This window comes from Streptomyces sp. R818, assembly GCF_056172735.1.
On sequence record NZ_JAOCNE010000001.1, the window covers coordinates 190,716 to 209,137 of the forward strand.

General features: G+C 70.8%; 20 protein-coding genes and 5 tRNA genes. 6 read left to right on the plus strand and 19 right to left on the minus strand.

Annotated elements, in window-relative coordinates; all coding sequences use genetic code 11:
* Positions 1-239: 239 nt before the first annotated feature.
* On the minus strand, positions 240-1,994 hold the full coding sequence (locus N5I75_RS00795; RefSeq protein ID WP_476673198.1) for a DAK2 domain-containing protein: 1,755 nt from the start codon (positions 1,992-1,994) through the stop codon (positions 240-242).
* 260 nt (positions 1,995-2,254) lie between these two features.
* Between N5I75_RS00795 and rpmB the strand changes: the two genes are divergently transcribed.
* Positions 2,255-2,440 (plus strand): 50S ribosomal protein L28, encoded by a 186-nt coding sequence (rpmB, locus tag N5I75_RS00800; protein WP_003957616.1) that lies wholly within the window; start codon positions 2,255-2,257, stop codon positions 2,438-2,440.
* 102 nt (positions 2,441-2,542) lie between these two features.
* On the opposite strand, the gene thiD is transcribed toward rpmB, so the two are convergent.
* A complete protein-coding gene (thiD, locus tag N5I75_RS00805) occupies positions 2,543-3,391 on the minus strand; it encodes a bifunctional hydroxymethylpyrimidine kinase/phosphomethylpyrimidine kinase (RefSeq protein WP_476673201.1) in 849 nt (282 codons plus the stop codon).
* Positions 3,388-4,371: a thiamine-phosphate kinase gene (locus N5I75_RS00810; protein ID WP_476673203.1), complete on the minus strand. Its 984-nt coding sequence runs from the start codon at positions 4,369-4,371 to the stop codon at positions 3,388-3,390. Before N5I75_RS00810 ends, thiD begins: the two co-directional genes overlap by 4 nt.
* Before the next feature lie 293 nt (positions 4,372-4,664).
* Between N5I75_RS00810 and N5I75_RS00815 the strand changes: the two genes are divergently transcribed.
* Together N5I75_RS00815 and N5I75_RS00820 are read left to right on the plus strand one after the other, a co-directional pair.
* Positions 4,665-4,898 carry an Lrp/AsnC family transcriptional regulator gene (locus tag N5I75_RS00815; protein ID WP_351165332.1) on the plus strand — a complete coding sequence of 78 codons (234 nt, stop codon included), beginning with the start codon at positions 4,665-4,667 and terminating at the stop codon, positions 4,896-4,898.
* A 20-nt stretch (positions 4,899-4,918) separates the two neighbouring features.
* A complete protein-coding gene (locus N5I75_RS00820; protein WP_476673205.1) occupies positions 4,919-5,428 on the plus strand; it encodes a DUF3515 domain-containing protein in 510 nt (169 codons plus the stop codon).
* Positions 5,429-5,447: 19 nt separating this feature from the next.
* Here N5I75_RS00820 and N5I75_RS00825 read toward each other — a convergent pair whose 3' ends face one another.
* From N5I75_RS00825 to N5I75_RS00835, 3 genes are all read right to left on the minus strand, one after another.
* A complete protein-coding gene (locus N5I75_RS00825) occupies positions 5,448-6,626 on the minus strand; it encodes a D-alanine--D-alanine ligase family protein (RefSeq protein WP_476673207.1) in 1,179 nt (392 codons plus the stop codon).
* A gap of 103 nt (positions 6,627-6,729) precedes the next feature.
* Positions 6,730-7,752, minus strand: coding sequence for an NAD(P)H-dependent glycerol-3-phosphate dehydrogenase (locus N5I75_RS00830; RefSeq protein WP_476673209.1), 1,023 nt, complete (start codon positions 7,750-7,752; stop codon positions 6,730-6,732).
* The gene (locus N5I75_RS00835) at positions 7,749-8,543 is read right to left on the minus strand and encodes a lysophospholipid acyltransferase family protein (protein WP_476673211.1); all 795 of its coding nucleotides are present in this window, start codon (positions 8,541-8,543) and stop codon (positions 7,749-7,751) included. The genes N5I75_RS00830 and N5I75_RS00835 overlap by 4 nt, the downstream gene beginning before the upstream one ends.
* 135 nt (positions 8,544-8,678) lie before the next feature.
* Between N5I75_RS00835 and cofC the strand changes: the two genes are divergently transcribed.
* Positions 8,679-9,323 carry a 2-phospho-L-lactate guanylyltransferase gene (cofC, locus tag N5I75_RS00840; protein ID WP_476673213.1) on the plus strand — a complete coding sequence of 215 codons (645 nt, stop codon included), beginning with the start codon at positions 8,679-8,681 and terminating at the stop codon, positions 9,321-9,323.
* 60 nt (positions 9,324-9,383) lie between these two features.
* Complete coding sequence (locus tag N5I75_RS00845) at positions 9,384-9,587, plus strand: hypothetical protein (RefSeq protein WP_476673215.1); 204 nt, start codon at positions 9,384-9,386, stop codon at positions 9,585-9,587.
* Positions 9,588-9,676: 89 nt separating this feature from the next.
* Here the strand turns inward: N5I75_RS00845 and N5I75_RS00850 are convergent, their stop codons facing one another.
* The 4 genes from N5I75_RS00850 to leuC all read right to left on the minus strand — a co-directional run bounded on the left by N5I75_RS00850 (position 9,677) and on the right by leuC (position 13,096).
* Positions 9,677-10,396 carry an HU family DNA-binding protein gene (locus N5I75_RS00850; RefSeq protein ID WP_476673217.1) on the minus strand — a complete coding sequence of 240 codons (720 nt, stop codon included), beginning with the start codon at positions 10,394-10,396 and terminating at the stop codon, positions 9,677-9,679.
* Between the two features lie 132 nt (positions 10,397-10,528).
* The gene (locus N5I75_RS00855) at positions 10,529-10,768 is read right to left on the minus strand and encodes an SCO5555 family protein (RefSeq protein ID WP_394430041.1); all 240 of its coding nucleotides are present in this window, start codon (positions 10,766-10,768) and stop codon (positions 10,529-10,531) included.
* Between the two features lie 297 nt (positions 10,769-11,065).
* Positions 11,066-11,659: a 3-isopropylmalate dehydratase small subunit gene (gene leuD, locus N5I75_RS00860; RefSeq protein WP_476673219.1), complete on the minus strand. Its 594-nt coding sequence runs from the start codon at positions 11,657-11,659 to the stop codon at positions 11,066-11,068.
* A gap of 6 nt (positions 11,660-11,665) precedes the next feature.
* Positions 11,666-13,096 carry a 3-isopropylmalate dehydratase large subunit gene (gene leuC / locus N5I75_RS00865; RefSeq protein ID WP_476673221.1) on the minus strand — a complete coding sequence of 477 codons (1,431 nt, stop codon included), beginning with the start codon at positions 13,094-13,096 and terminating at the stop codon, positions 11,666-11,668.
* A 187-nt stretch (positions 13,097-13,283) separates the two neighbouring features.
* Between leuC and ndgR the strand changes: the two genes are divergently transcribed.
* Positions 13,284-14,000 (plus strand): IclR family transcriptional regulator NdgR, encoded by a 717-nt coding sequence (ndgR, locus tag N5I75_RS00870; RefSeq protein ID WP_324767461.1) that lies wholly within the window; start codon positions 13,284-13,286, stop codon positions 13,998-14,000.
* 163 nt (positions 14,001-14,163) lie between these two features.
* Here the strand turns inward: ndgR and N5I75_RS00875 are convergent.
* From N5I75_RS00875 to N5I75_RS00915, 9 genes are all read right to left on the minus strand, one after another.
* Positions 14,164-14,236: transfer RNA gene (locus N5I75_RS00875), tRNA-Glu, on the minus strand.
* Positions 14,237-14,278: 42 nt separating this feature from the next.
* Positions 14,279-14,350, minus strand: a tRNA-Gln gene (locus N5I75_RS00880).
* 30 nt (positions 14,351-14,380) lie between these two features.
* A tRNA-Glu gene (locus tag N5I75_RS00885) sits at positions 14,381-14,453 on the minus strand.
* Between the two features lie 62 nt (positions 14,454-14,515).
* Positions 14,516-14,588 (minus strand) — tRNA-Glu (locus N5I75_RS00890).
* A 42-nt stretch (positions 14,589-14,630) separates the two neighbouring features.
* A tRNA-Gln gene (locus N5I75_RS00895) sits at positions 14,631-14,702 on the minus strand.
* An 87-nt stretch (positions 14,703-14,789) separates the two neighbouring features.
* Positions 14,790-15,539, minus strand: a complete 750-nt coding sequence (locus tag N5I75_RS00900; protein WP_476673223.1) for an HAD family hydrolase — start codon at positions 15,537-15,539, stop codon at positions 14,790-14,792.
* Positions 15,540-15,618: 79 nt separating this feature from the next.
* Positions 15,619-17,103, minus strand: a complete 1,485-nt coding sequence (gene gltX / locus N5I75_RS00905) for a glutamate--tRNA ligase (protein ID WP_476673225.1) — start codon at positions 17,101-17,103, stop codon at positions 15,619-15,621.
* The gene (locus tag N5I75_RS00910; protein ID WP_476673227.1) at positions 17,087-17,872 is read right to left on the minus strand and encodes a fumarylacetoacetate hydrolase family protein; all 786 of its coding nucleotides are present in this window, start codon (positions 17,870-17,872) and stop codon (positions 17,087-17,089) included. The genes gltX and N5I75_RS00910 overlap by 17 nt, the downstream gene beginning before the upstream one ends.
* A 95-nt stretch (positions 17,873-17,967) precedes the next feature.
* On the minus strand, positions 17,968-18,156 hold the full coding sequence (locus N5I75_RS00915) for a hypothetical protein (RefSeq protein WP_476673229.1): 189 nt from the start codon (positions 18,154-18,156) through the stop codon (positions 17,968-17,970).
* Positions 18,157-18,422: the final 266 nt, after the last annotated feature.

Below are 18,422 nucleotides of genomic sequence, written 5' to 3' on the forward strand. Positions count from 1 at the left end.
CTCGGGCAGGCGGCTGCCTCGACGCCCGTCGGCATCAGCGTGGCCGCGCCGCCTCGGGCAGAACGGGACAACATCCGCGCAGCGCTCCCGCGCAGGGTCCAGAGGCGGGCCCCCGGTCCTGTGGGGGCCGCCTCTGGGGCGCGGGCGCCCTGGATGGGCGGTCCCGGCCCCGCAAGAGCCTCGCCACTGCGCACCGCGCCTCCTCGCCCCGGGGCGCACGGCACGGGAACGGGCGGCGGCTACTCCACCCCGATCAGCATCGGCGCCGCCTGGCGCCCGCCCCGGTACACCACCGTGTCCACCGCCAGGTACGTCTCGCGGACGTGCTGCTCGAGGCCGTCCGCGACCTCGTCGGGGACCTCGTCGGCCAGGACCAGGGTGACGAGTTCGCCGCCCGCCGCGAGCATGCGGTCGAGGACCGTGCGGGCGGTCGCCGGGACCTCGGTGCCGATGACGGCGACGTCGCCGTCGATGAGGCCGAGGACGTCGCCGGCCTGGCAGATGCCGGCCATCGTCCAGGACTGCCGCTCGGCGACGGCCAGTTCGGCGTACCGGGTCGCCCCGGCGGCCGAGGTCATCGCGACCACGTCCTCGTCGAAGCTGCGGTCGGGCTCGTGCACGGCGAGCGCGGCGATGCCCTGCACCGCGGACCGGGTCGGGATGAGCGCGACCCGTACACCCTCGGACCGGGCCTGCTCGGCCGCCGCGGCGGCGGTGTGGCGCAGCTCCGCGTCGTTCGGCAGGAGCACCACCTCGCGCGCGTGGGCGCGCCGGATCGCCTCGACCAGCTCTCCGCTGGCGGGGGGCTCGCCGGGCCGGTCGGGCACGGTCGTCGCGCCCCCTTCCGCGTACAGCCCGGCGAGCCCGTCGCCCGGCACGACCGCCACGACGGCGCGCTGCGCCCGCTCGCGCGGCGGCGCCGAGGACCGCGATGTGTGCGCGTCACCGAGCCCGAAGTGGGTGATGCGGATGCGGTACGGGCGCCCGGCCTCGACGCCCGCCTCCACGGCCGCGCCCGCGTCGTCGACGTGCACGTGCACGTTCCACAGGCCGTCGCCGCCGACCACGACCAGCGAGTCGCCGAGGGCGTCGAGCCGGGTCCGCAGCCGGGCCACGGCCACGTCGTCGGCTTCGAGGAGGTAGATGACCTCGAAGGCGGGCCCGGCACCGTCCGGCTCCTCCGCGCATCCGAGAGCGTCACCGTCGGCGTCGTCGGCGTCGTGGGCGTCTTCGGTGTCCACGCGCGCGTGGTGGCCGTCCACCCGCGCGCGTACGGGTGTCGTCTGTCCGGAGACCGCCTCGCGCAGCGCCCCGAGCACGGCGACGAGCCCGCGTCCGCCCGCGTCCACGACCCCGGCCCGGCTCAACACGGCGAGCTGGTCCGGCGTCGCGTCGAGCGCCGCGCACGCGCCGTCGTAGGCGGCCCGTACGACGGCCCCGCAGTCACCGTCGACGCCGGAGGCGGCTTCCGCGGCCGCCGTCGCGACGGTCAGGACCGTGCCTTCCACGGGATGGGCGACCGCCTCGCGCGCGGACGCGGCGGCCTCGCTCAGCGCGAGCCGCAAGGCACCCGCGTCCACCCCGGCGTGATCCACTCCGGCGCCGTCCACACCGGCACGATGCGCCCCGGCGTGATCCGTGTCACGGACGCTCCCGTCGGCGAGGACCTGCGCCATGCCGCGCAGGAGCTGCGCGAGGATCGTCCCCGAGTTGCCGCGGGCCCCGATGAGGGCGCCGTGCGCCATCGCGCGCATCACCTCGGCCAGCGAGGGCGCGGCGGGCTCCGGCCCGGCCTGGAGCCCTGTGAAGACCGCCTCGACGGCCTGCTGCGCGGACTCGACGGTCAGGTACAGATTGGTACCGGTGTCGCCGTCCGCGACGGGATACACGTTGATCGCGTCGATCTCCGCGCGGTCGCGGCCGAGCGCTTCAAGGGCCAGTGAGCACCAGGCGCGTACGGCGGCGACATCGAACGCCTGTGGCACCTGCGGCACCTGCGCCTCCTCGAGCGGCTTGACTGGCCTCGCAGAGTAAACCCGGACGGGCGGCCGGCGGGGAAGGGCCCCGGTCAGGACGCCGGGGCGGCGGTCCGGGCAGCCATGGTAATTTCGTTGTACCGAAGCAGCCGTTGTATGCTGCTCCGGTTGCCCGATATCCGTCGGGCTCACCCTGGCACCGCCACTCAGATCCTCCGATCCTGATCCCGGCATGCCGGGATCAACCGTAAGTGCATCTGAAGTCTTTGGAGTGACCCGTGGCTGCCAACTGCGACGTCTGCGGCAAGGGGCCGGGCTTCGGCAACAACATTTCGCACTCGCACCGCCGTACGTCCCGTCGCTGGAACCCGAACATCCAGCGTGTGCGTGCAGTGGTCGGTCGGACGCCGAAGCGGCTCAACGTCTGCACCTCGTGCATCAAGGCCGGCAAGGTCTCGCGCTGACGTTTCGCGTAGCGCGGCCACCTCGCTGGTTGCTTGAGAAAGCCGGTCCCCTCGGGGACCGGCTTTTTCGTGCGCTCACCCCCGCGCCCGGGCTCGCCCCGGCTACCTGAACCGCCAGCCGTGATCCACCGGCCCGATCCCCGCGCCCAGCGCGAACCCGGCCGCGATCGCCCCGGTCACGTACTCCTTGGCCGCGTGCACGGCCTCGGGCACCGACTGCCCCTTGGCGAGCTGGGCCGCGATCGCGGAGGCGAGGGTGCAGCCCGTGCCGTGGGTGTGCCGGTTGTCGTGGCGCGGGGCGCGCAGCCAGTGCTCCTCGGATCCGTCGGTCAGGAGATCGACCGCCTCCCCGGCGTGATCCGCCGAAGCGGGCGAGTCCAGGTGGCCGCCCTTGATGACGACCCACCGCGGCCCGTAGGCCAGCATCGCGGCCGCCGCGCGCCGCATGTCGTCCTCCGATCCCACGCGTACGCCGGTGAGCTGGACGACCTCGTCGAGGTTCGGGGTCGCGACGGTGGCGGTCGGCAGGAGTCTCGTCCGGACGGAGTCCAGCGCGGAGGCGGCGAGCAGGGAGTCGCCGTGCTTGGAAACGCCGACCGGGTCGATCACGACCGGCGCGTCGGTGCCCGCGAGCAGCCCGGCCACGCACTCGACGAGTTCGGGCGAGGCGAGCATCCCCGTCTTGACCGCCTGGACGCCGATGTCGTCGACGACGCTGCGGTACTGGGCCCGGACCGCTTCAGCGGGCAGTTCCCAGGCGCCCTGGACGCCGAGGGAGTTCTGGGCGGTGACGGCGGTGACGACGCTCATGCCGTGGGTGCCGAGGGCCAGCATGGTCTTCAGGTCGGCCTGGATGCCGGCGCCGCCCCCGGAGTCGGACCCGGCCACGGTCAGCACCCGTACGGGCGCGGCGGCGGCAGGCACGGAGGAGGGGGAAACGGAGGCCGTCACGACTCGATCTCCCCGCCGGGGAAGTCGTCCCCGAAGTGGTCCCAGCCGCCCTTGCTGGTCCAGGGGGCGCCGTCCACGGTGACCTGGGGCAGGGCGGAGGGGTTGAGCACCTCGCCGATCACCTTCCAGCGGGCGGGCAGTTTCACGTCCGGCGGGAAGGTGGCGACGATGGCGTGGTCCTCTCCCCCGGTCAGCACCCATTGCAGCGGGTCGACGCCGACGGCCTGGCCGATGTCGTTCATCTGGGAGGGCACGTCGACCTTCCCGGACTTGATGTCGATGCGGACCTTGCTGGCCTCGGCGATGTGCCCGAGGTCCGCGATGAGGCCGTCGCTCACGTCGCACATGGCGGTGGCGCCGAGCCCGGCGGCGGCGGGGCCCGCGTGGTACGGCGGCTCCGGGCGGCGGTGGGCCTCGACGAAGGCGCGCGGGGAGCGGAAGCCGCGGGAGAGCACGGCGTATCCGGCGGCGGACCAGCCGAGCCAGCCGGTGACGGCCACGACGTCGCCGGGGCCCGCGCCCGCGCGGGTCACCGGCTCGTGGTTGCGCATGTCGCCGAGCGCGGTGATGGCGATGGTGATGGTGTCGCCGCGGACGACGTCGCCGCCGACCACCGCGGCGCCGGCCACCTGGCACTCGTCGCGCAGCCCGTCCATCAGTTCGGACGGCCAGGACGCGGGCAGTTCGGCGGGGACGACGAGGCCGAGCAGCAGGGCCGTGGGGACGGCGCCCATGGCGGCGATGTCGGCGAGGTTCTGCGCGGCGGCCTTGCGGCCGACGTCATACGCCGTGGACCAGTCGCGCCGGAAGTGCCGGTTCTCAAGCAGGACGTCCGTGCTGGCGACGACCCTGCGGTCCGGCGCGGCGATCACCGCGGCGTCGTCGCCGGGGCCGATCCGTACGGCCGGGGTGGTGGTGAGCCGGGAGGTGAGTTCTCGGATGAGCCCGAACTCCCCCAGCTCGCCGACGGTGCCCTTCATGCGCGTACTGCCCCTTCTGCCCCGGCCCGCTTGCGGTCGCGGTCCGTCTCTGTCATGGGTACGGTTTCTGTCAAGGACGGGCTTCCCGCACAGCCCACCGGGACGCCCCTCGCTCTGTCTGCCGGAGAACGCCGTGCGCTGCCCGGCAAAAGGCGCCCCGCACCGCCTGCGACCACCCTCCCGCACACGGCGTGTACGCCACAGCCACCCCGGGTCTCCCCGCGACGAGCGGCGACGCGATACCGTGGCGTCCCTTTCCCCCACATGATCCTCGTGGCCGCCCTGGAGGTTCCGTGGTACAGGCGTACATCCTGATCCAGACCGAGGTGGGCAAGGCGTCGACCGTCGCCGAGCTCATCGCGAAGATTCCGGGAGTGATCCAGGCCGAAGATGTCACAGGACCCTATGACGTGATCGTCCGCGCGCAGGCCGACACCGTCGACGAGCTGGGTCGCATGGTGGTCGCCAAGGTCCAGCAAGTGGACGGCATCACGCGCACCCTGACCTGCCCGGTCGTCCACCTGTAGCCCCCGTCTACCCTGTGCCGGTGAACTCTTCTCCTCACCGGCTCCGTCTTGTCATCGGGCTGCCCGCGCTGTGCCTGCCGATCGCCTTGGCGGGCTGTTCCTCGGCAGACGGCAGCGCGTCGGTCGTGGTTCCCCGCCCAGGCGCGACGGCCGCGAAGCTGTGCCGGAACCTGGACAAGGTCCTGCCGTCGACAGTGGACGGTCTGAGCCGCGAGGACCCCGAGCCGGCGTCCACGCTGACCGCTGCCTGGGGAAGCAACGCGATCATACTGCGCTGCGGAGTCGCGCAGCCCCCGAAGATGATCGATCCGAAGGTGGCGGAGGGCGGAGATCCCGACGCGGTCGGCGGCGGGGTGAACGGGGTGGACTGGCTGATGGAGAAGCAGGACGACGGGGCGTACCGCTTCACCACCGCCAATCGCGAGGCGTACGTCGAGGTGAGCGCGGAGAAGGGGCGGGACAGTTCGAGTGTCCTGGTCGATCTGGCCCCGGCCGTGAAGAAGGCGATCCCGACCGGGACCGCCTCCTGAACCACTCACCGCCCGACGGCTAGCGCAGCCCCGTCGGGCGCCGCAGCGCCGCCTGCAGCAGGCGGTCCACCAGCTCCGGGTAGCTGACCCCGCTCTCTTGCCACATCCGCGGGTACATCGAGATCGGCGTGAAGCCGGGCAGCGTGTTGATCTCGTTGATGACGAACTCGCCTTCCTCGTCCAGGAAGAAGTCCGCCCGGACGATGCCCTCGCACGACACCGCGTCGAACGCCGCGACGGCGAGACGCTGCACCTCGGCCGTCTGCTCCGCGGTGAGCGGGGCGGGCACGATCCCGGCGGCGGAGTCGATGTACTTGGCCTCGAAGTCGTAGAAGTCGTGGGCCTGTACGGGCGGGATCTCGGCCGGGACGGAGGCGCGCGGCCCGTCCTCGAACTCGAGCACGCCGCACTCGATCTCGCGCCCGATGATCGCCGCCTCGATGATCACCTTCGGGTCGTGGGCGCGGGCGGTCTCCATGGCCTCGTCGAGCCCGGCGAAGGAGTCGATCTTCGTGATGCCGATCGACGAGCCCGCGCGCGCGGGCTTGATGAACAGCGGCCAGCCGTGGTCGCTGACGAAGTCGGCGATGCGCCGCCGGGCGCCCTCCTGCTCGCGCTCCCACTCGCGCGGCCGGATGGTCAGGTAGGGCCCGACCTTGAGGCCGAAGGAGGTGAAGATCCGCTTCATGTACTCCTTGTCCTGGCCGACGGCCGAGGAGAGCACACCGCAGCCGACGTACGGCGTCCCGGAGAGGTCCAGGAGCCCCTGGATCGTGCCGTCCTCGCCGTACGGGCCGTGCAGCACGGGGAAGACGACGTCGACGTCGCCGAGGACCTTGGGCACGGAGCCCGGCTCGGTGTAGACGACCTCGCGCGAGGAGGGGTCGACGGGCAGGACCACGCCGCCCTCGGGCGAGTCGGCGAGATCGGCGACGTCCGGCACCTTGCGGTCGGTGATCGCCATGCGCTCGGGATCGTCCGAGGTCAGCGCCCAACGCCCCTCGCGCGTGATGCCGATGGGCAGCACGTCGTACTTGGAGCGGTCGATGGCGCGCAGCACGGCGCCCGCGGTGACGACGGAGACACCGTGCTCGGAGCTACGGCCACCGAAGACGACGGCCACGCGCGGCTTCTGCCCGCCCGCGGGCGCGGAGGGCTCGGCGGGCGCGGGGCTCTGGGAAAGGTTCTCGCTGCTCATATCGCGATGAGCGTACCTGCTGGTACAGAAGGAGTCAGCGAAGGAGTCGGCCTCTGCCGGACCGAGCCGCGCCGCCCCCGTCAGACGGCCGGGCCCGTACGGCTCAGTGCCGTTCGGGCTTGGCCGAGCGGGACATCAGCTCCTTCACGGCGACGACCGGCGGCTTCCCCTCGTGGACGATGCCGACGACGGTCTCCGTGATGGGCATGTCGACGCCGTGGCGGCGCGCGAGGTCGAGCACGGACTCGCAGGACTTGACGCCCTCGGCGGTCTGCTTGGTGACGGCGATGGTCTCGGCGAGCGTCATGCCCTTGCCGAGGTTGGTGCCGAAGGTGTGGTTGCGCGACAGCGGCGAGGAGCACGTGGCGACGAGGTCGCCGAGGCCCGCGAGCCCGGAGAAGGTCAGCGGGTCGGCGCCCATGGCGAGCCCGAGCCGGGTCGTCTCGGCGAGGCCGCGCGTGATGAGCGAGCCCTTGGTGTTGTCGCCGAGCCCCATGCCGTCGGCGATGCCGACGGCGAGCCCGATGACGTTCTTCACGGCGCCGCCGAGCTCGCAGCCGACCACGTCGGTGTTGGTGTACGGCCTGAAGTACGGGGTGTGACAGGCGACTTGGAGGCGCTGGGCGACGGCCTCGTCCCGGCAGGCGACGACCGCGGCGGCGGGCTGCCGGGCGGCGATCTCGCGGGCGAGGTTCGGCCCGGTGACGATCGCGATCCGGTCGGCGCCGACCTTCGTGACGTCCTCGACGACCTCGCTCATCCGCATGGCCGAGCCGAGCTCCACGCCCTTCATCAGCGAGACGAGCACGGTGTCGGGCGCGAGCCGCGGCGCCCAGGCGGCGAGGTTCTCGCGCAGGGTCTGCGAGGGCACGGCGAGCACGGTGAAGTCGGCGCCCTCCGCGGCCTCGGCCACGTCGGCCGTCGCCCGGACGGTCGCGGGCAGCTCGACACCGGGCAAATAATCGGGGTTGACGTGCGTCGAGTTGATCGCGTCGGCGAGTTCGGCGCGGCGGCCCCAGAGGGTCACGTCGCACCCGGCGTCGGCGAGGACCATGGCGAACGCGGTGCCCCATGATCCGGTCCCGAAGACTGCGACCTTGGCTGCGGCCTTCACGGGTCGGGTCACTTGCTCTCCTCCGAACTGCCGCTCTTCGAACTGCCGTCCTGCGACGAAGTGGCGCTCTGCGCACGCGACTTGCGGCGCTGCTCCATCCGGGCCTCGCGCGGGTCGTAACGCTTCTGCGGGGCGGGCTCGCCGCGCAGCTCCGCCACCAGCGTGGTGATCTCGCCCATGATGACCTCGGTGGCCTCCTTGAGCAGGTCCGGCGTCATCTCCTTGCCGTAGAAGCGTGACAGGTCGACGGGCTCACCGGCGAGGACATGGTGCGTCTTGCGCGGGAAGAAATGCGGCTTCTTGGCATAGGGCGCGAGTGCGTCGGTGGCGCCCCATTGGCCGACGGGAATGACCGGGCATCGCGTCTGGAGGGCCACGCGGGCGACTCCGGTCTTACCGGTCATCGGCCACAGTTCGGGGTCCCGGGTAAGCGTTCCTTCTGGATAGAAGGCGACACACTCGCCGCGCTCCACCGCGTCGATCGCGGCGCGGAAGGCGCTCAGCGCGTTCGTCGACTCGCGATAGACGGGAATCTGTCCGGTGCCGCGCATCGCGGCACCGACGAAGCCCTTGCGGAAGAGGCCGTGCTTGGCGAGGAAACGCGGGACTCGTCCGGTGTTGTACTGATAGTGGGCGTAGAGGAACGGGTCCAGATGCGAATTGTGGTTGACCGCGGTGATAAAGCCACCCTGGGCAGGAATGTTCTCCATTCCGCGCCAGTCCCGCTTGAACAGAACCACCAGGGGCGGTTTGCACAGGACCGCTGCGAAGCGGTACCAGAAGCCGATTCTGCGGCGGGACACTCGGACACCTTCCTCTAGGACCTGGCGGGTGGGCCCCGTCGGGCCGCACAAGTGTCGCCCCAGGCCACCGGTCTGTCGAGAACACCGTACGCCCGCCCGAACCGGCTCACCTCATGCACAGGTCACAATAGGGTCGTGCAGTGGACCCTGGTGATACCGCTGAAACCGCTGGTGCGGGCCAAGAGCAGGCTGGCGCCCGCGGCCGGCGGCCTGCGTCCCGGCCTCGCGCTCGCCTTCGCCCAGGACACCGTGGCCGCCGCGAAAGCGTGCGCGGCGGTGGGCGATGTGGTGGTCGTCACGGACGATGTCCGCGCCGGCCGTGAACTGGGGGCTCTCGGCGCCCGTATCGTCCCCGACACGCCGCAGGCCGGTCTCAATGCGGCTCTCGCCCATGGCGCCCAGTACGTACGCGCGGCACGCCCCGCCGCACCCGTGGCAGCGCTGAACGCGGATCTCCCTGCGCTGCGTCCCCTGGAATTGGCCCGTGTTCTCGGCGCGGCCACCGCATTTCCCCGGGCATTCCTGCCCGACGCCGCCGGAATCGGCACGACGCTGCTGTCCGCTTCACCCGGCGCGGAATTCTCCCCGGCATTCGGCGCGGCTTCCCGGGCCCGGCACACCGCGTCCGGCGCGGCGGAACTCCCGCTCGGCGATGTCGACTCCGTACGCCAGGACGTCGACACCGGCGACGACCTGCGCGCGGCGCTCGCGCTCGGCGTCGGCCCGTACACGGCGCGGGCCACGGCCGGGCTGCTGTCCCTGGACGCGGCCCAGGACTAGAGAGCGGGAAGGAAGGACTGGAGGCCGCAGAGGGCGGAGAGGACTGAGTACGCTGCCCGTATGCAGGCCACCGCGTACACGTACGACCCCGATTCCCGCTCCGGCAGCGTCCTCCTGGACGACGGGACGCCGCTGCCGTTCGACGCCGCCGCCTTCGACGCGGGCGGCCTGCGGCTGCTGCGGCCGGGGCAGCGGGTACGGATCGAGGTGCGGGGCGAGGGCGAGGCGCGGCAGATCGCGCTCGTGACCCTCCAGACCTTCTGACCCGGCCCCGCAGACGCCGGACACGCCGCGGGCCGGGCTCCCCGAGGGGAGCCCGGCCCGGCGCGTGAGCAGCCTTGTGGCGTGTGCCCTTACTTCTTGCGGGCGGTGGTCTTCTTGGCGGTCGTGGTCTTGCGGGCCGTCGACTTCTTGGCGGGCGCCTTCTTGGCCGTGGCCTTCTTGGCGGGGGCCGTCTTCGCGGGGGACGCCTTCTTGGCGGCGGCGGTCGACTTCGTCGCCGTGGCCTTCTTGGCGGGGGACGCCTTCTTCGCCGTGGCGGCGGTGGACTTCGTCGCCGTCGCCTTCTTCGCGGGGGACGCCTTCTTGGCGGTGGTGCCGGCGGTCTTCTTCGCCGTGGCCGTCGTCTTCTTGGCGGGCGTCGCCTTCTTCGCCGACGTGGCCTTCTTGGCGGCGGTGGCGGTGGCCTTCTTGGCGGTCGTCTTCTTGGCCGCGGCCTTCTTGACGGTCGCCGAAGCGAGGCCGGTCAGGCTGCCCTTGGGCGCCTTCTTGACCGCGACATCGTTCTTGGGGAGCTTCTTGGAGCCCGCGACCAGGTCCTTGAAGCCCTGACCGGCGCGGAAGCGCGGCACGGACGTCTTCTTGACCCGGACACGCTCGCCCGTCTGCGGGTTGCGGGCGTACCGGGCCGGGCGGTCCACCTTCTCGAACGAACCGAAGCCGGTGACCGAGACCCGGTCCCCGTTGACCGTGGCACGGACAATGGCGTCGAGTACCGCGTCGACGGCGTCGGCGGCCTGCTGACGGCCACCGACCTTGTCGGCAATCGCTTCTACGAGCTGCGCCTTGTTCACGTCTTCCCCTTCGGAGACATTGCCGGAACGAATCTCTTTCGCCCCGGCTTTTTCGCACGTTAGGCAGATATATACCGCAAATCAAACACGAAACGGGCTAATCACCCTTGTGCCGCAACGAACTCGGCCGTCTCAGAGTTCCTCTTCCGTGCCGGAGCCCTCTTCGAAGTCGTCGAGGTCCGCACCGAATCGCTCCAGACGTCTGGCCGCACCGGCGAGATCGTGTTTGGCCGCGGCCGTAATGGCCAGCAGCTTCCGGGTCAGCGCCATCCGTACGCCCTCCGGGACTTGCAGTGCGCGCACTCGGGCGTGCGCTTCCTTGAGTTGGTTCGCGACCGCCGCGTACAGCTGGAGTTGGCCGTCGTGTTCCATGCACAGATTGTGCCATCTGGGGCGAGTTGTCGCCTCCGCAGGGGGTAACTCCCGCCCCACAAGCGCCTCCTGAGGCCGTGCGCGGCACGCTCGTGCAGAGCGGCACCGAGTCCCGCGTACCCCAGGAACACCCCTGTCAATCAAGGGAGTTGCTGGTCGGGAGGGGGTACCCGCGGAGGCCTCGCGGGGGCGGCCGGGCCCGGACACAGAAGTACCCCCAACCGATGCACGATTGGGGGTACGGGGTCTGCGGATGTGGCCTGAATGAGCCTTGCCCGGGGACCGAGTGGGGCTCGCTCAGACCTGCACTGTCTGCGGCTTGAACGAGGGGCGCTTCGCCTCGTAGGCGGCGATGTCGCTCTCGTTGCTGAGCGTGATGCTGATGTCGTCGAGCCCGTTGAGCAGCCGCCAGCGGGAGTTCTCGTCGAGCTCGAAGGAGGCGGTGACGCCCTCGGCGCGGACCTCGCGCTGCTCCAGGTCGACGGTGATCTCGGCCTGCGGATCCTTCTCCACCAGCTCCTGGAGCGCCTCCACGACCTTCTGGTCCAGGACCACGGTCAGCAGGCCGTTCTTGAGCGAGTTGCCGCGGAAGATGTCGGCGAACCGGGAGGAGATGACGGTCTTGAACCCGTAGTTCTGCAGCGCCCACACCGCGTGCTCACGGGAGGATCCGGTACCGAAGTCCGGGCCCGCGACCAGCACCGTGGCGCCCGCGCGCTCCGGTTTGTTGAGCACGAACTCGGGGTCCTTGCGCCAGGCCTCGAACAGCCCGTCCTCGAACCCGTCCCTGGTCACCTTCTTGAGCCAGTGGGCCGGGATGATCTGGTCGGTGTCGACGTTGCTGCGGCGCAGCGGGACGGCCCGCCCTGTGTGCGTGGTGAATGCTTCCATGGCTGATCAGACTCCAGCGGGCGTACGGGCGTCGGCGTCGGACAGGTCGGCCGGGGAGGCCAGGTGGCCGAGGACGGCGGTGGCGGCGGCGACCTGGGGCGAGACCAGGTGGGTGCGGCCACCCTTGCCCTGGCGGCCCTCGAAGTTGCGGTTGGAGGTGGACGCGGAGCGCTCGCCGGGGGCGAGTTGGTCCGGGTTCATGCCGAGGCACATCGAGCAGCCCGCGTGCCGCCACTCGGCGCCGGCCTCCTTGAAGACCTTGTCCAGCCCCTCGGAGACAGCCTGGAGACCGACCCGCGCGGAGCCCGGGACGACCAGCATCCGTACGCCGTCGGCGACTTTGCGGCCCTCGACGAGGGCGGCGGCGGCGCGCAGGTCCTCGATACGGCCGTTGGTGCACGAGCCGACGAAGACGGTGTCGACCTTGATGTCGCGCAGCGCCTGCCCGGCGGTCAGGCCCATGTACTCCAGGGCCTTCTCGGCGGCGAAGCGCTCCGAAGCGTCTTCGTACGAAGCCGGGTCGGGGACGGTCGCCGAAAGCGGGGCGCCCTGGCCGGGGTTGGTCCCCCAGGTCACGAACGGGGACAGCTCGTCGGCCTTGATGAACACCTCGGCGTCGAAGACCGCGTCGTCGTCGCTGCGCAGCGTCTTCCAGTACGCGACCGCGGCGTCCCACTCCTCGCCCTCGGGGGCGTGGGCGCGGCCCTTCAGGTAGTCGAAGGTGGTGGCGTCCGGGGCGATCATGCCCGCGCGGGCGCCGGCCTCGATCGACATGTTGCAGATGGTCATGCGGGCCTCCATCGAGAGCTTCTCGATGGCGGAACCGCGGTACTCGATGATGTAGCCCTGACCGCCGCCGGTGCCGATCTTGGCGATGATCGCCAGGATCAGGTCCTTGGCCGTGACGCCCTCGGGCAGTTCGCCGTCGACCGTGATGGCCATGGTCTTCGGGCGGGCCATCGGCAGCGTCTGTGTGGCGAGCACGTGCTCGACCTGCGAGGTGCCGATGCCGAACGCCAGCGCGCCGAACGCGCCGTGCGTGGAGGTGTGCGAGTCGCCGCAGACCACGGTGGTGCCGGGCTGGGTCAGGCCCAGCTGCGGTCCCACGACGTGGACGACGCCCTGCTCGACGTCGCCGAGCGAGTGCAGGCGTACCCCGAAGTCGGCGCAGTTCTTGCGCAGCGTCTCCAGCTGGGCCCGCGAGACCGGGTCGGCGATCGGCTTGTCGATGTCGAGGGTCGGGGTGTTGTGATCCTCGGTGGCGATGGTGAGATCGAGGCGGCGCACCTGGCGCCCGGCCTGCCGGAGACCGTCGAACGCCTGCGGGCTGGTCACCTCGTGCAGCAGGTGCAGATCGATGAAGAGGAGGTCGGGCTCGCCCTCGGCGCGCCGGACGACGTGGTCGTCCCAGACCTTCTCCGCGAGTGTCCTACCCATCGCTTTCCCTTCGGCCGGCCGGGATGCGCCGGTCCCACTAGAGAGTTCGGATCGCCGTCGCTCGTACCCCTCGTACCGGACGTCGGCTGCCGGGTCCGTTGGTCCACGGACCGGCGTCCGTACAGAGTGGCAAGTTCCACGGGAAATTGAACTTGCGTTTCACAGAGTGAGACGGGAGTATCGACGCATGGACAACAGTAGCGGCGTCGGCGTTCTGGACAAGGCAGCCCTTGTCCTGGGCGCCCTGGAGTCCGGGCCCGCGACCCTCGCAGGACTTGTAGCGGCCACCGGACTGGCAAGACCGACGGCCCACCGCCTGGCGGTGGCCCTCGAACACCACCGCATGGTGGCGCGGGACATGCAGGGCCGGTTCATTCTCGGCCCGCGTCTCGCGGAGCTCTCCGCGGCGGCCGGCGAGGACCGCCTGCTCGCGACCGCGGGCCCGGTGCTCACGCATCTGCGGGACGTCACGGGCGAGAGCGCGCAGCTCTACCGCCGCCAGGGCGACATGCGCATCTGCGTCGCCGCCGCGGAGCGCCTGTCCGGGCTGCGGGACACGGTTCCGGTCGGTTCGACGCTGACGATGAAGGCCGGTTCGTCCGCGCAGATCCTGATGGCCTGGGAAGAGCCGGAGCGTCTGCACCGCGGCCTCCAGGGCGCCCGCTTCACGGCGACGGCCCTGTCGGGCGTCCGGCGCCGGGGCTGGGCCCAGTCGATCGGTGAGCGGGAGCCGGGCGTCGCGTCCGTCTCCGCGCCCGTGCGCGGCCCGTCGAACCGCGTGGTGGCCGCCGTCTCGGTCTCCGGGCCCATCGAGCGCCTGACCCGGCACCCTGGCCGGATGCACGCCCAGGCCGTGATCGACGCCGCGGGCCGCCTGTCCGAGGCCCTGCGCCGCACCGGCTGATCCACCACTCGTCCGATCCCTCTGCCCTTTCCGGCCGGTCGCTCCAACGCCGCAGCGACCGGCCGGAGTTGTGTCCGGACTCACTCGCTGTGGGAACCTGCGGGACCAGGCTGTACGTACGCGAAGAGGCCCTCCCCGCGATGGGGAGGGCCTCTTCGTTCTGTACCCCCGACCGGATTCGAACCGGCGCTACCGCCTTGAGAGGGCGGCGTGCTAGGCCGCTACACAACGGGGGCCTTGCGGATCGGATCCGCGGGTTGCAGATAAGCTCTGCAGAGCTGGCCTACCAGGACTCGAACCTAGAATGACGGTACCAGAAACCGTAGTGTTGCCAATTACACCATAGGCCACAGTGGTTCGGACCACCGGGGTCCGACCAGTACCCCCGACCGGATTCGAACCGGCGCTACCGCCTTGAGAGGGCGGCGTGCTAGGCCGCTACACAACGGGGGCCCTAGCGATCCTGCATCGAAGTCGGTGGGAGCTACCCGTGCCGTCCTCGTGGGAAGGATCTGTACCCCCGACCGGATTCGAACCGGCGCTACTGCCTTGAGAGGGCAGCGTGCTAGGCCGCTACACAACGGGGGCTTTGTGGATCTGGAATCCACGGTTGCAGATGAGCTCTGCGAGCTGGCCTACCAGGACTCGAACCTAGACTAACGGAACCAGAAACCGTCGTGCTGCCAATTACACCATAGGCCACCGGAACGCCAATCCCGTCGGGACCTTTGTTCGGCTTGCGCTTCCGGGCCAGCCTTTCGGCTCGCTTCCCTCGGCGCAGGAAGAACATTACCCGAAGGTCTCCGGCGCTCCAAAACGGGTATCGCGGGCCAGGAGCGCGGGCAGCTGGTCGAGGGCGGTGACGCGGACCAGCTCGGGGCGGCCGCCGATCCCCGTGCGGTCCAGCCAGATCCCGGTCAGACCCGCCTCGACGGCGCCGCGCGCGTCGGTGTCCGGCTGATCACCCACGTACGCGACCTCGTGCGGGGCGAGGCCCAGCGCGTCGCAGACGGCCTGGAAGGCGGCCGGGTCGGGCTTGGCGACCCCCAGTTCGGCCGCGCACAGCAGGGCCTCGAAGCGGTCGCGGACGCCGAGGACGCGGAGTTTGCGGTCCTGGTTGTGGAGCGAGGAGTTGGAGAGGACCGCGTGGCGGTGCGTGCGCGCGAGGGCGTCCAGGACGGGCACGGTGTCCGGGAACAGGGCCCAGGCGGCTTCGTAGTGGCCCAGATAGCGCGTGAACCAGGCATCGGCCGCCGCGTCGTCGAGGGCCTCCCCCACGAACGCCCGCACCCGGTCGCGACGCTGCCCCTCCCAGTCGGTCTCCCCCGCCTCGAAACGGGCCCACTGCTCACGGGTCAGCGTCTTCCAGCGAACGAGCGCCTGCTCGGCGGTGCCGAAGGCGTCGAGCAGGCCCTCGGCGGCGAGATGGGCGCGCATGCCGGCCGTGTCGGCGGTGGCGTAGTCGAAGAGGGTGTCGTCGATGTCCCAGACGATGGCCTTGACGGGTCCGAGGGGCCCGGCGGGTGCGTGCTGCGGCATGTCATGACCGTAACGCCGGACGGCCCGGTCGACGGAGGATTCTCCGTCGACCGGGACGTCCGGTACGCGCTCGGCAGGCTCAGGCGGCGAGCTTCGCCAGGGCCGCGTCGATGCGGGACAGGGTCTTCTCCTTGCCCAGGATCTCCAGGGACTCGAAGAGCGGGAGGCCGACCGTGCGGCCGGTGACCGCTACGCGGACCGGGGCCTGGGCCTTGCCGAGCTTGAGGCCGTGGGCCTCGCCGGCGGCCAGGACGGCTTCCTTGAGGGACTCCGGGGACGTCCAGTCCGCGGACTCCAGCTTCTCGCGGGCCGTGACGAGGAGGGCGTCGGAGCCTTCCTTCATGGCCTTGGTCCAGCTGGCCTCGTCGAAGACCGGCCCCGGCAGGAAGAGGAAGTCGACGTTGTCGGTGATCTCGGAGAGGACCTTGAGGCGGGTCTGGGCGTGCGGGGCGATCGCCGCCCACTTCGCCTCGTCGAACTGCTCCGGCGCCCACGGGGCGAACGGGGCCTTCAGCCAGGGCTCGCAGCGGGCCGCGAAGTCCTTCGGGTCGAGCAGGCGGATGTGGTCGCCGTTGATCGACTCGCACTTCTTGAGGTCGAAGCGGGCCGGGTTCGGCTGCACGTCGGCGACGTCGAACGCGGCGACCATCTCGTCGATCGAGAAGATGTCGCGGTCGGCCGAGAGGGACCAGCCGAGCAGCGAGAGGTAGTTCAGCAGGCCCTCGGGGAGGAAGCCGCGCTCGCGGTAGAGGTTCAGCGACGACTGCGGGTCGCGCTTGCTGAGCTTCTTGTTGCCCTCGCCCATGACGTACGGGAGGTGCCCGAAGAGCGGGGTCTCCTTGGCGATGCCGAGGTCCTTGAGCGCCGCGTACAGGGCGATCTGGCGCGGGGTCGAGGAGAGCAGGTCCTCGCCGCGCAGGACGTGGGTGATCTCCATCAGCGCGTCGTCGACCGGGTTGACCAGCGTGTACAGCGGGGCGCCGTTGGCGCGGACGATGCCGTAGTCCGGCACGTTCTCCGGCTCGTACGTGATGTCGCCGCGGACCAGGTCCGTGAAGGTGATCGTCTCGTCGGGCATCCGGAAGCGGACGATGGGCTTGCGGCCTTCCGCCTCGTACGCCTGCTTCTGCTCGGCGGTCAGCTCGCGGCAGTGGCCGTCGTAGCCGGACGGCTTGCCGGCGGCGCGGGCCGCCTCGCGGCGGGCGTCCAGCTCCTCCGTGGAGCAGTAGCAGTAGTAGGCGCGGCCGGCGTCGAGGAGCTTCTGCGCGACGTCCTTGTAGATGTCCATGCGCTGCGACTGCCGGTACGGGGCGTGCGGGCCGCCGATCTCCGGGCCCTCGTCCCAGTCGAAGCCGAGCCAGCGCATCGAGTCGAGGAGCTGGTTGTACGACTCCTCGCTGTCGCGGGCCGCGTCGGTGTCCTCGATGCGGAAGACGAGGGTGCCCTGGTTGTGGCGCGCGAAGGCCCAGTTGAACAGGGCGGTGCGGACCAGGCCCACATGCGGGTTACCGGTGGGCGAGGGACAGAAACGGACGCGTACGGGTGCGCTAGCCACGCTTGACAACCTTGTTGGTGAGAGTGCCGATGCCTTCGATGCTGACGGCGACCTCGTCGCCGACCGCCAGGGGGCCGACCCCTTCCGGGGTGCCCGTGAGGATGACGTCGCCCGGGAGCAGGGTCATGGCCTCGGAGATGTTGGCGATCAGGTCCGGGATGGACGTGATCATCTGGGACGTGGAGCCGAGCTGGCGCTGCTGCCCGTTGACCGTGCACTGGATGCCGAGGTCGGAGGCGGCGGCCACGTCCAGGTCCGTCTCCACCCAGGGGCCGAGCGGGCAGGACGTGTCGAAGCCCTTGGCGCGGGCCCACTGCTTCTCGCGCTTCTGCACGTCGCGCGCGGTCACGTCGTTGGCGGCGGTGTAGCCGAGGATCACGTCGTTGACGCGCGCGGCCGGGACCTCGCGGCACATCCGCCCGATGACGACGGCCAGCTCCGCCTCGTGGTGCAGCTCCTGCGAGAACGAGGGGTACTGGATCTCGTCGCCGGGGCCGATCACGGACGTCGACGGCTTGAAGAAGGCGAAGGGGGTGTCGGGGACCTCGTTGCCCAGCTCCCTCGCGTGCTCCGCGTAGTTGCGGCCGAAGGCGATCACCTTGTTGGGGAGCACGGGCGGCAGCAGCCGGACCTTGCTCAGCGGGACCTTGGTGCCGGAGAGCTCGAAGTCCGCGAAGGGGATGCCCTTGATGATGTCGAGGACGAGCTCGTCTGGCTTGTCGCCCTCGACCGCGCCGAAGGCGACGTTCCCGTCGATGGAGAATCTGGCGATGCGCACGGGTGGCTGCGCCCCTCATTCTTGCGTTGGGCCCGGGTGGGATGTGACCTGCCCAGGCTAACGCGAGCGCCCTTGCCGCGGCTTCTCCGTTCGCGCTACGCCACGGTCTGCGGCTGCGGCTTCTCCATGAGGATCGTGCGCCGGGGGTTGGCGGTGTTCGTCGGCAGCTCGACGGCGTGCTCCGGCAGGTGCGGCGCGGCCTGGATCTCCTCGGCGTCCTTGAGGTGCGCCAGGGTGGTGCGCCGCGGGTTGGCCAGGTTCAGGAACATCGTCTTCGTCTTCATGGCTGCGCTCGTGCACCTTTTCGTGTCGGCGATTGTCGGTGTGGCCCTCTGTGTAAAGCGTCAGGCTAAACATCTGATTCCCGCCGAAAGCCGGGAAGTTGTGATCGCTTGCGTGTGAGTTTGCTCACGGAGAGACACCCAAAAGGGGCACTTCGGGCTGACATGCAGGGCCAGAGAAACGGACATTGCGCCACTGAAGGCACCATTCCGCTCCCGATCATGGCGACTGGGACACCCCCCACCCGTACGGGGAACCTCCGCGAATG

Excerpts from the sequence above, each read along its gene's own strand:
- N5I75_RS00810 (WP_476673203.1), bottom strand. The coding sequence starts at position 4,371 with ATGAAGGGCACCGTCGGCGAGCTGGGGGAGTTCGGGCTCATCCGAGAA.
- N5I75_RS00825 (WP_476673207.1), bottom strand. The coding sequence starts at position 6,626 with ATGAGCAGCGAGAACCTTTCCCAGAGCCCCGCGCCCGCCGAGCCCTCC.
- N5I75_RS00845 (WP_476673215.1), top strand. The coding sequence starts at position 9,384 with ATGCAGGCCACCGCGTACACGTACGACCCCGATTCCCGCTCCGGCAGC.
- N5I75_RS00855 (WP_394430041.1), bottom strand. The coding sequence starts at position 10,768 with ATGGAACACGACGGCCAACTCCAGCTGTACGCGGCGGTCGCGAACCAA.
- leuD (WP_476673219.1), bottom strand. The coding sequence starts at position 11,659 with ATGGAAGCATTCACCACGCACACAGGGCGGGCCGTCCCGCTGCGCCGC.
- leuC (WP_476673221.1), bottom strand. The coding sequence starts at position 13,096 with ATGGGTAGGACACTCGCGGAGAAGGTCTGGGACGACCACGTCGTCCGG.
- ndgR (WP_324767461.1), top strand. The coding sequence starts at position 13,284 with ATGGACAACAGTAGCGGCGTCGGCGTTCTGGACAAGGCAGCCCTTGTC.
- N5I75_RS00900 (WP_476673223.1), bottom strand. The coding sequence starts at position 15,539 with ATGCCGCAGCACGCACCCGCCGGGCCCCTCGGACCCGTCAAGGCCATC.
- N5I75_RS00915 (WP_476673229.1), bottom strand. The coding sequence starts at position 18,156 with ATGAAGACGAAGACGATGTTCCTGAACCTGGCCAACCCGCGGCGCACC.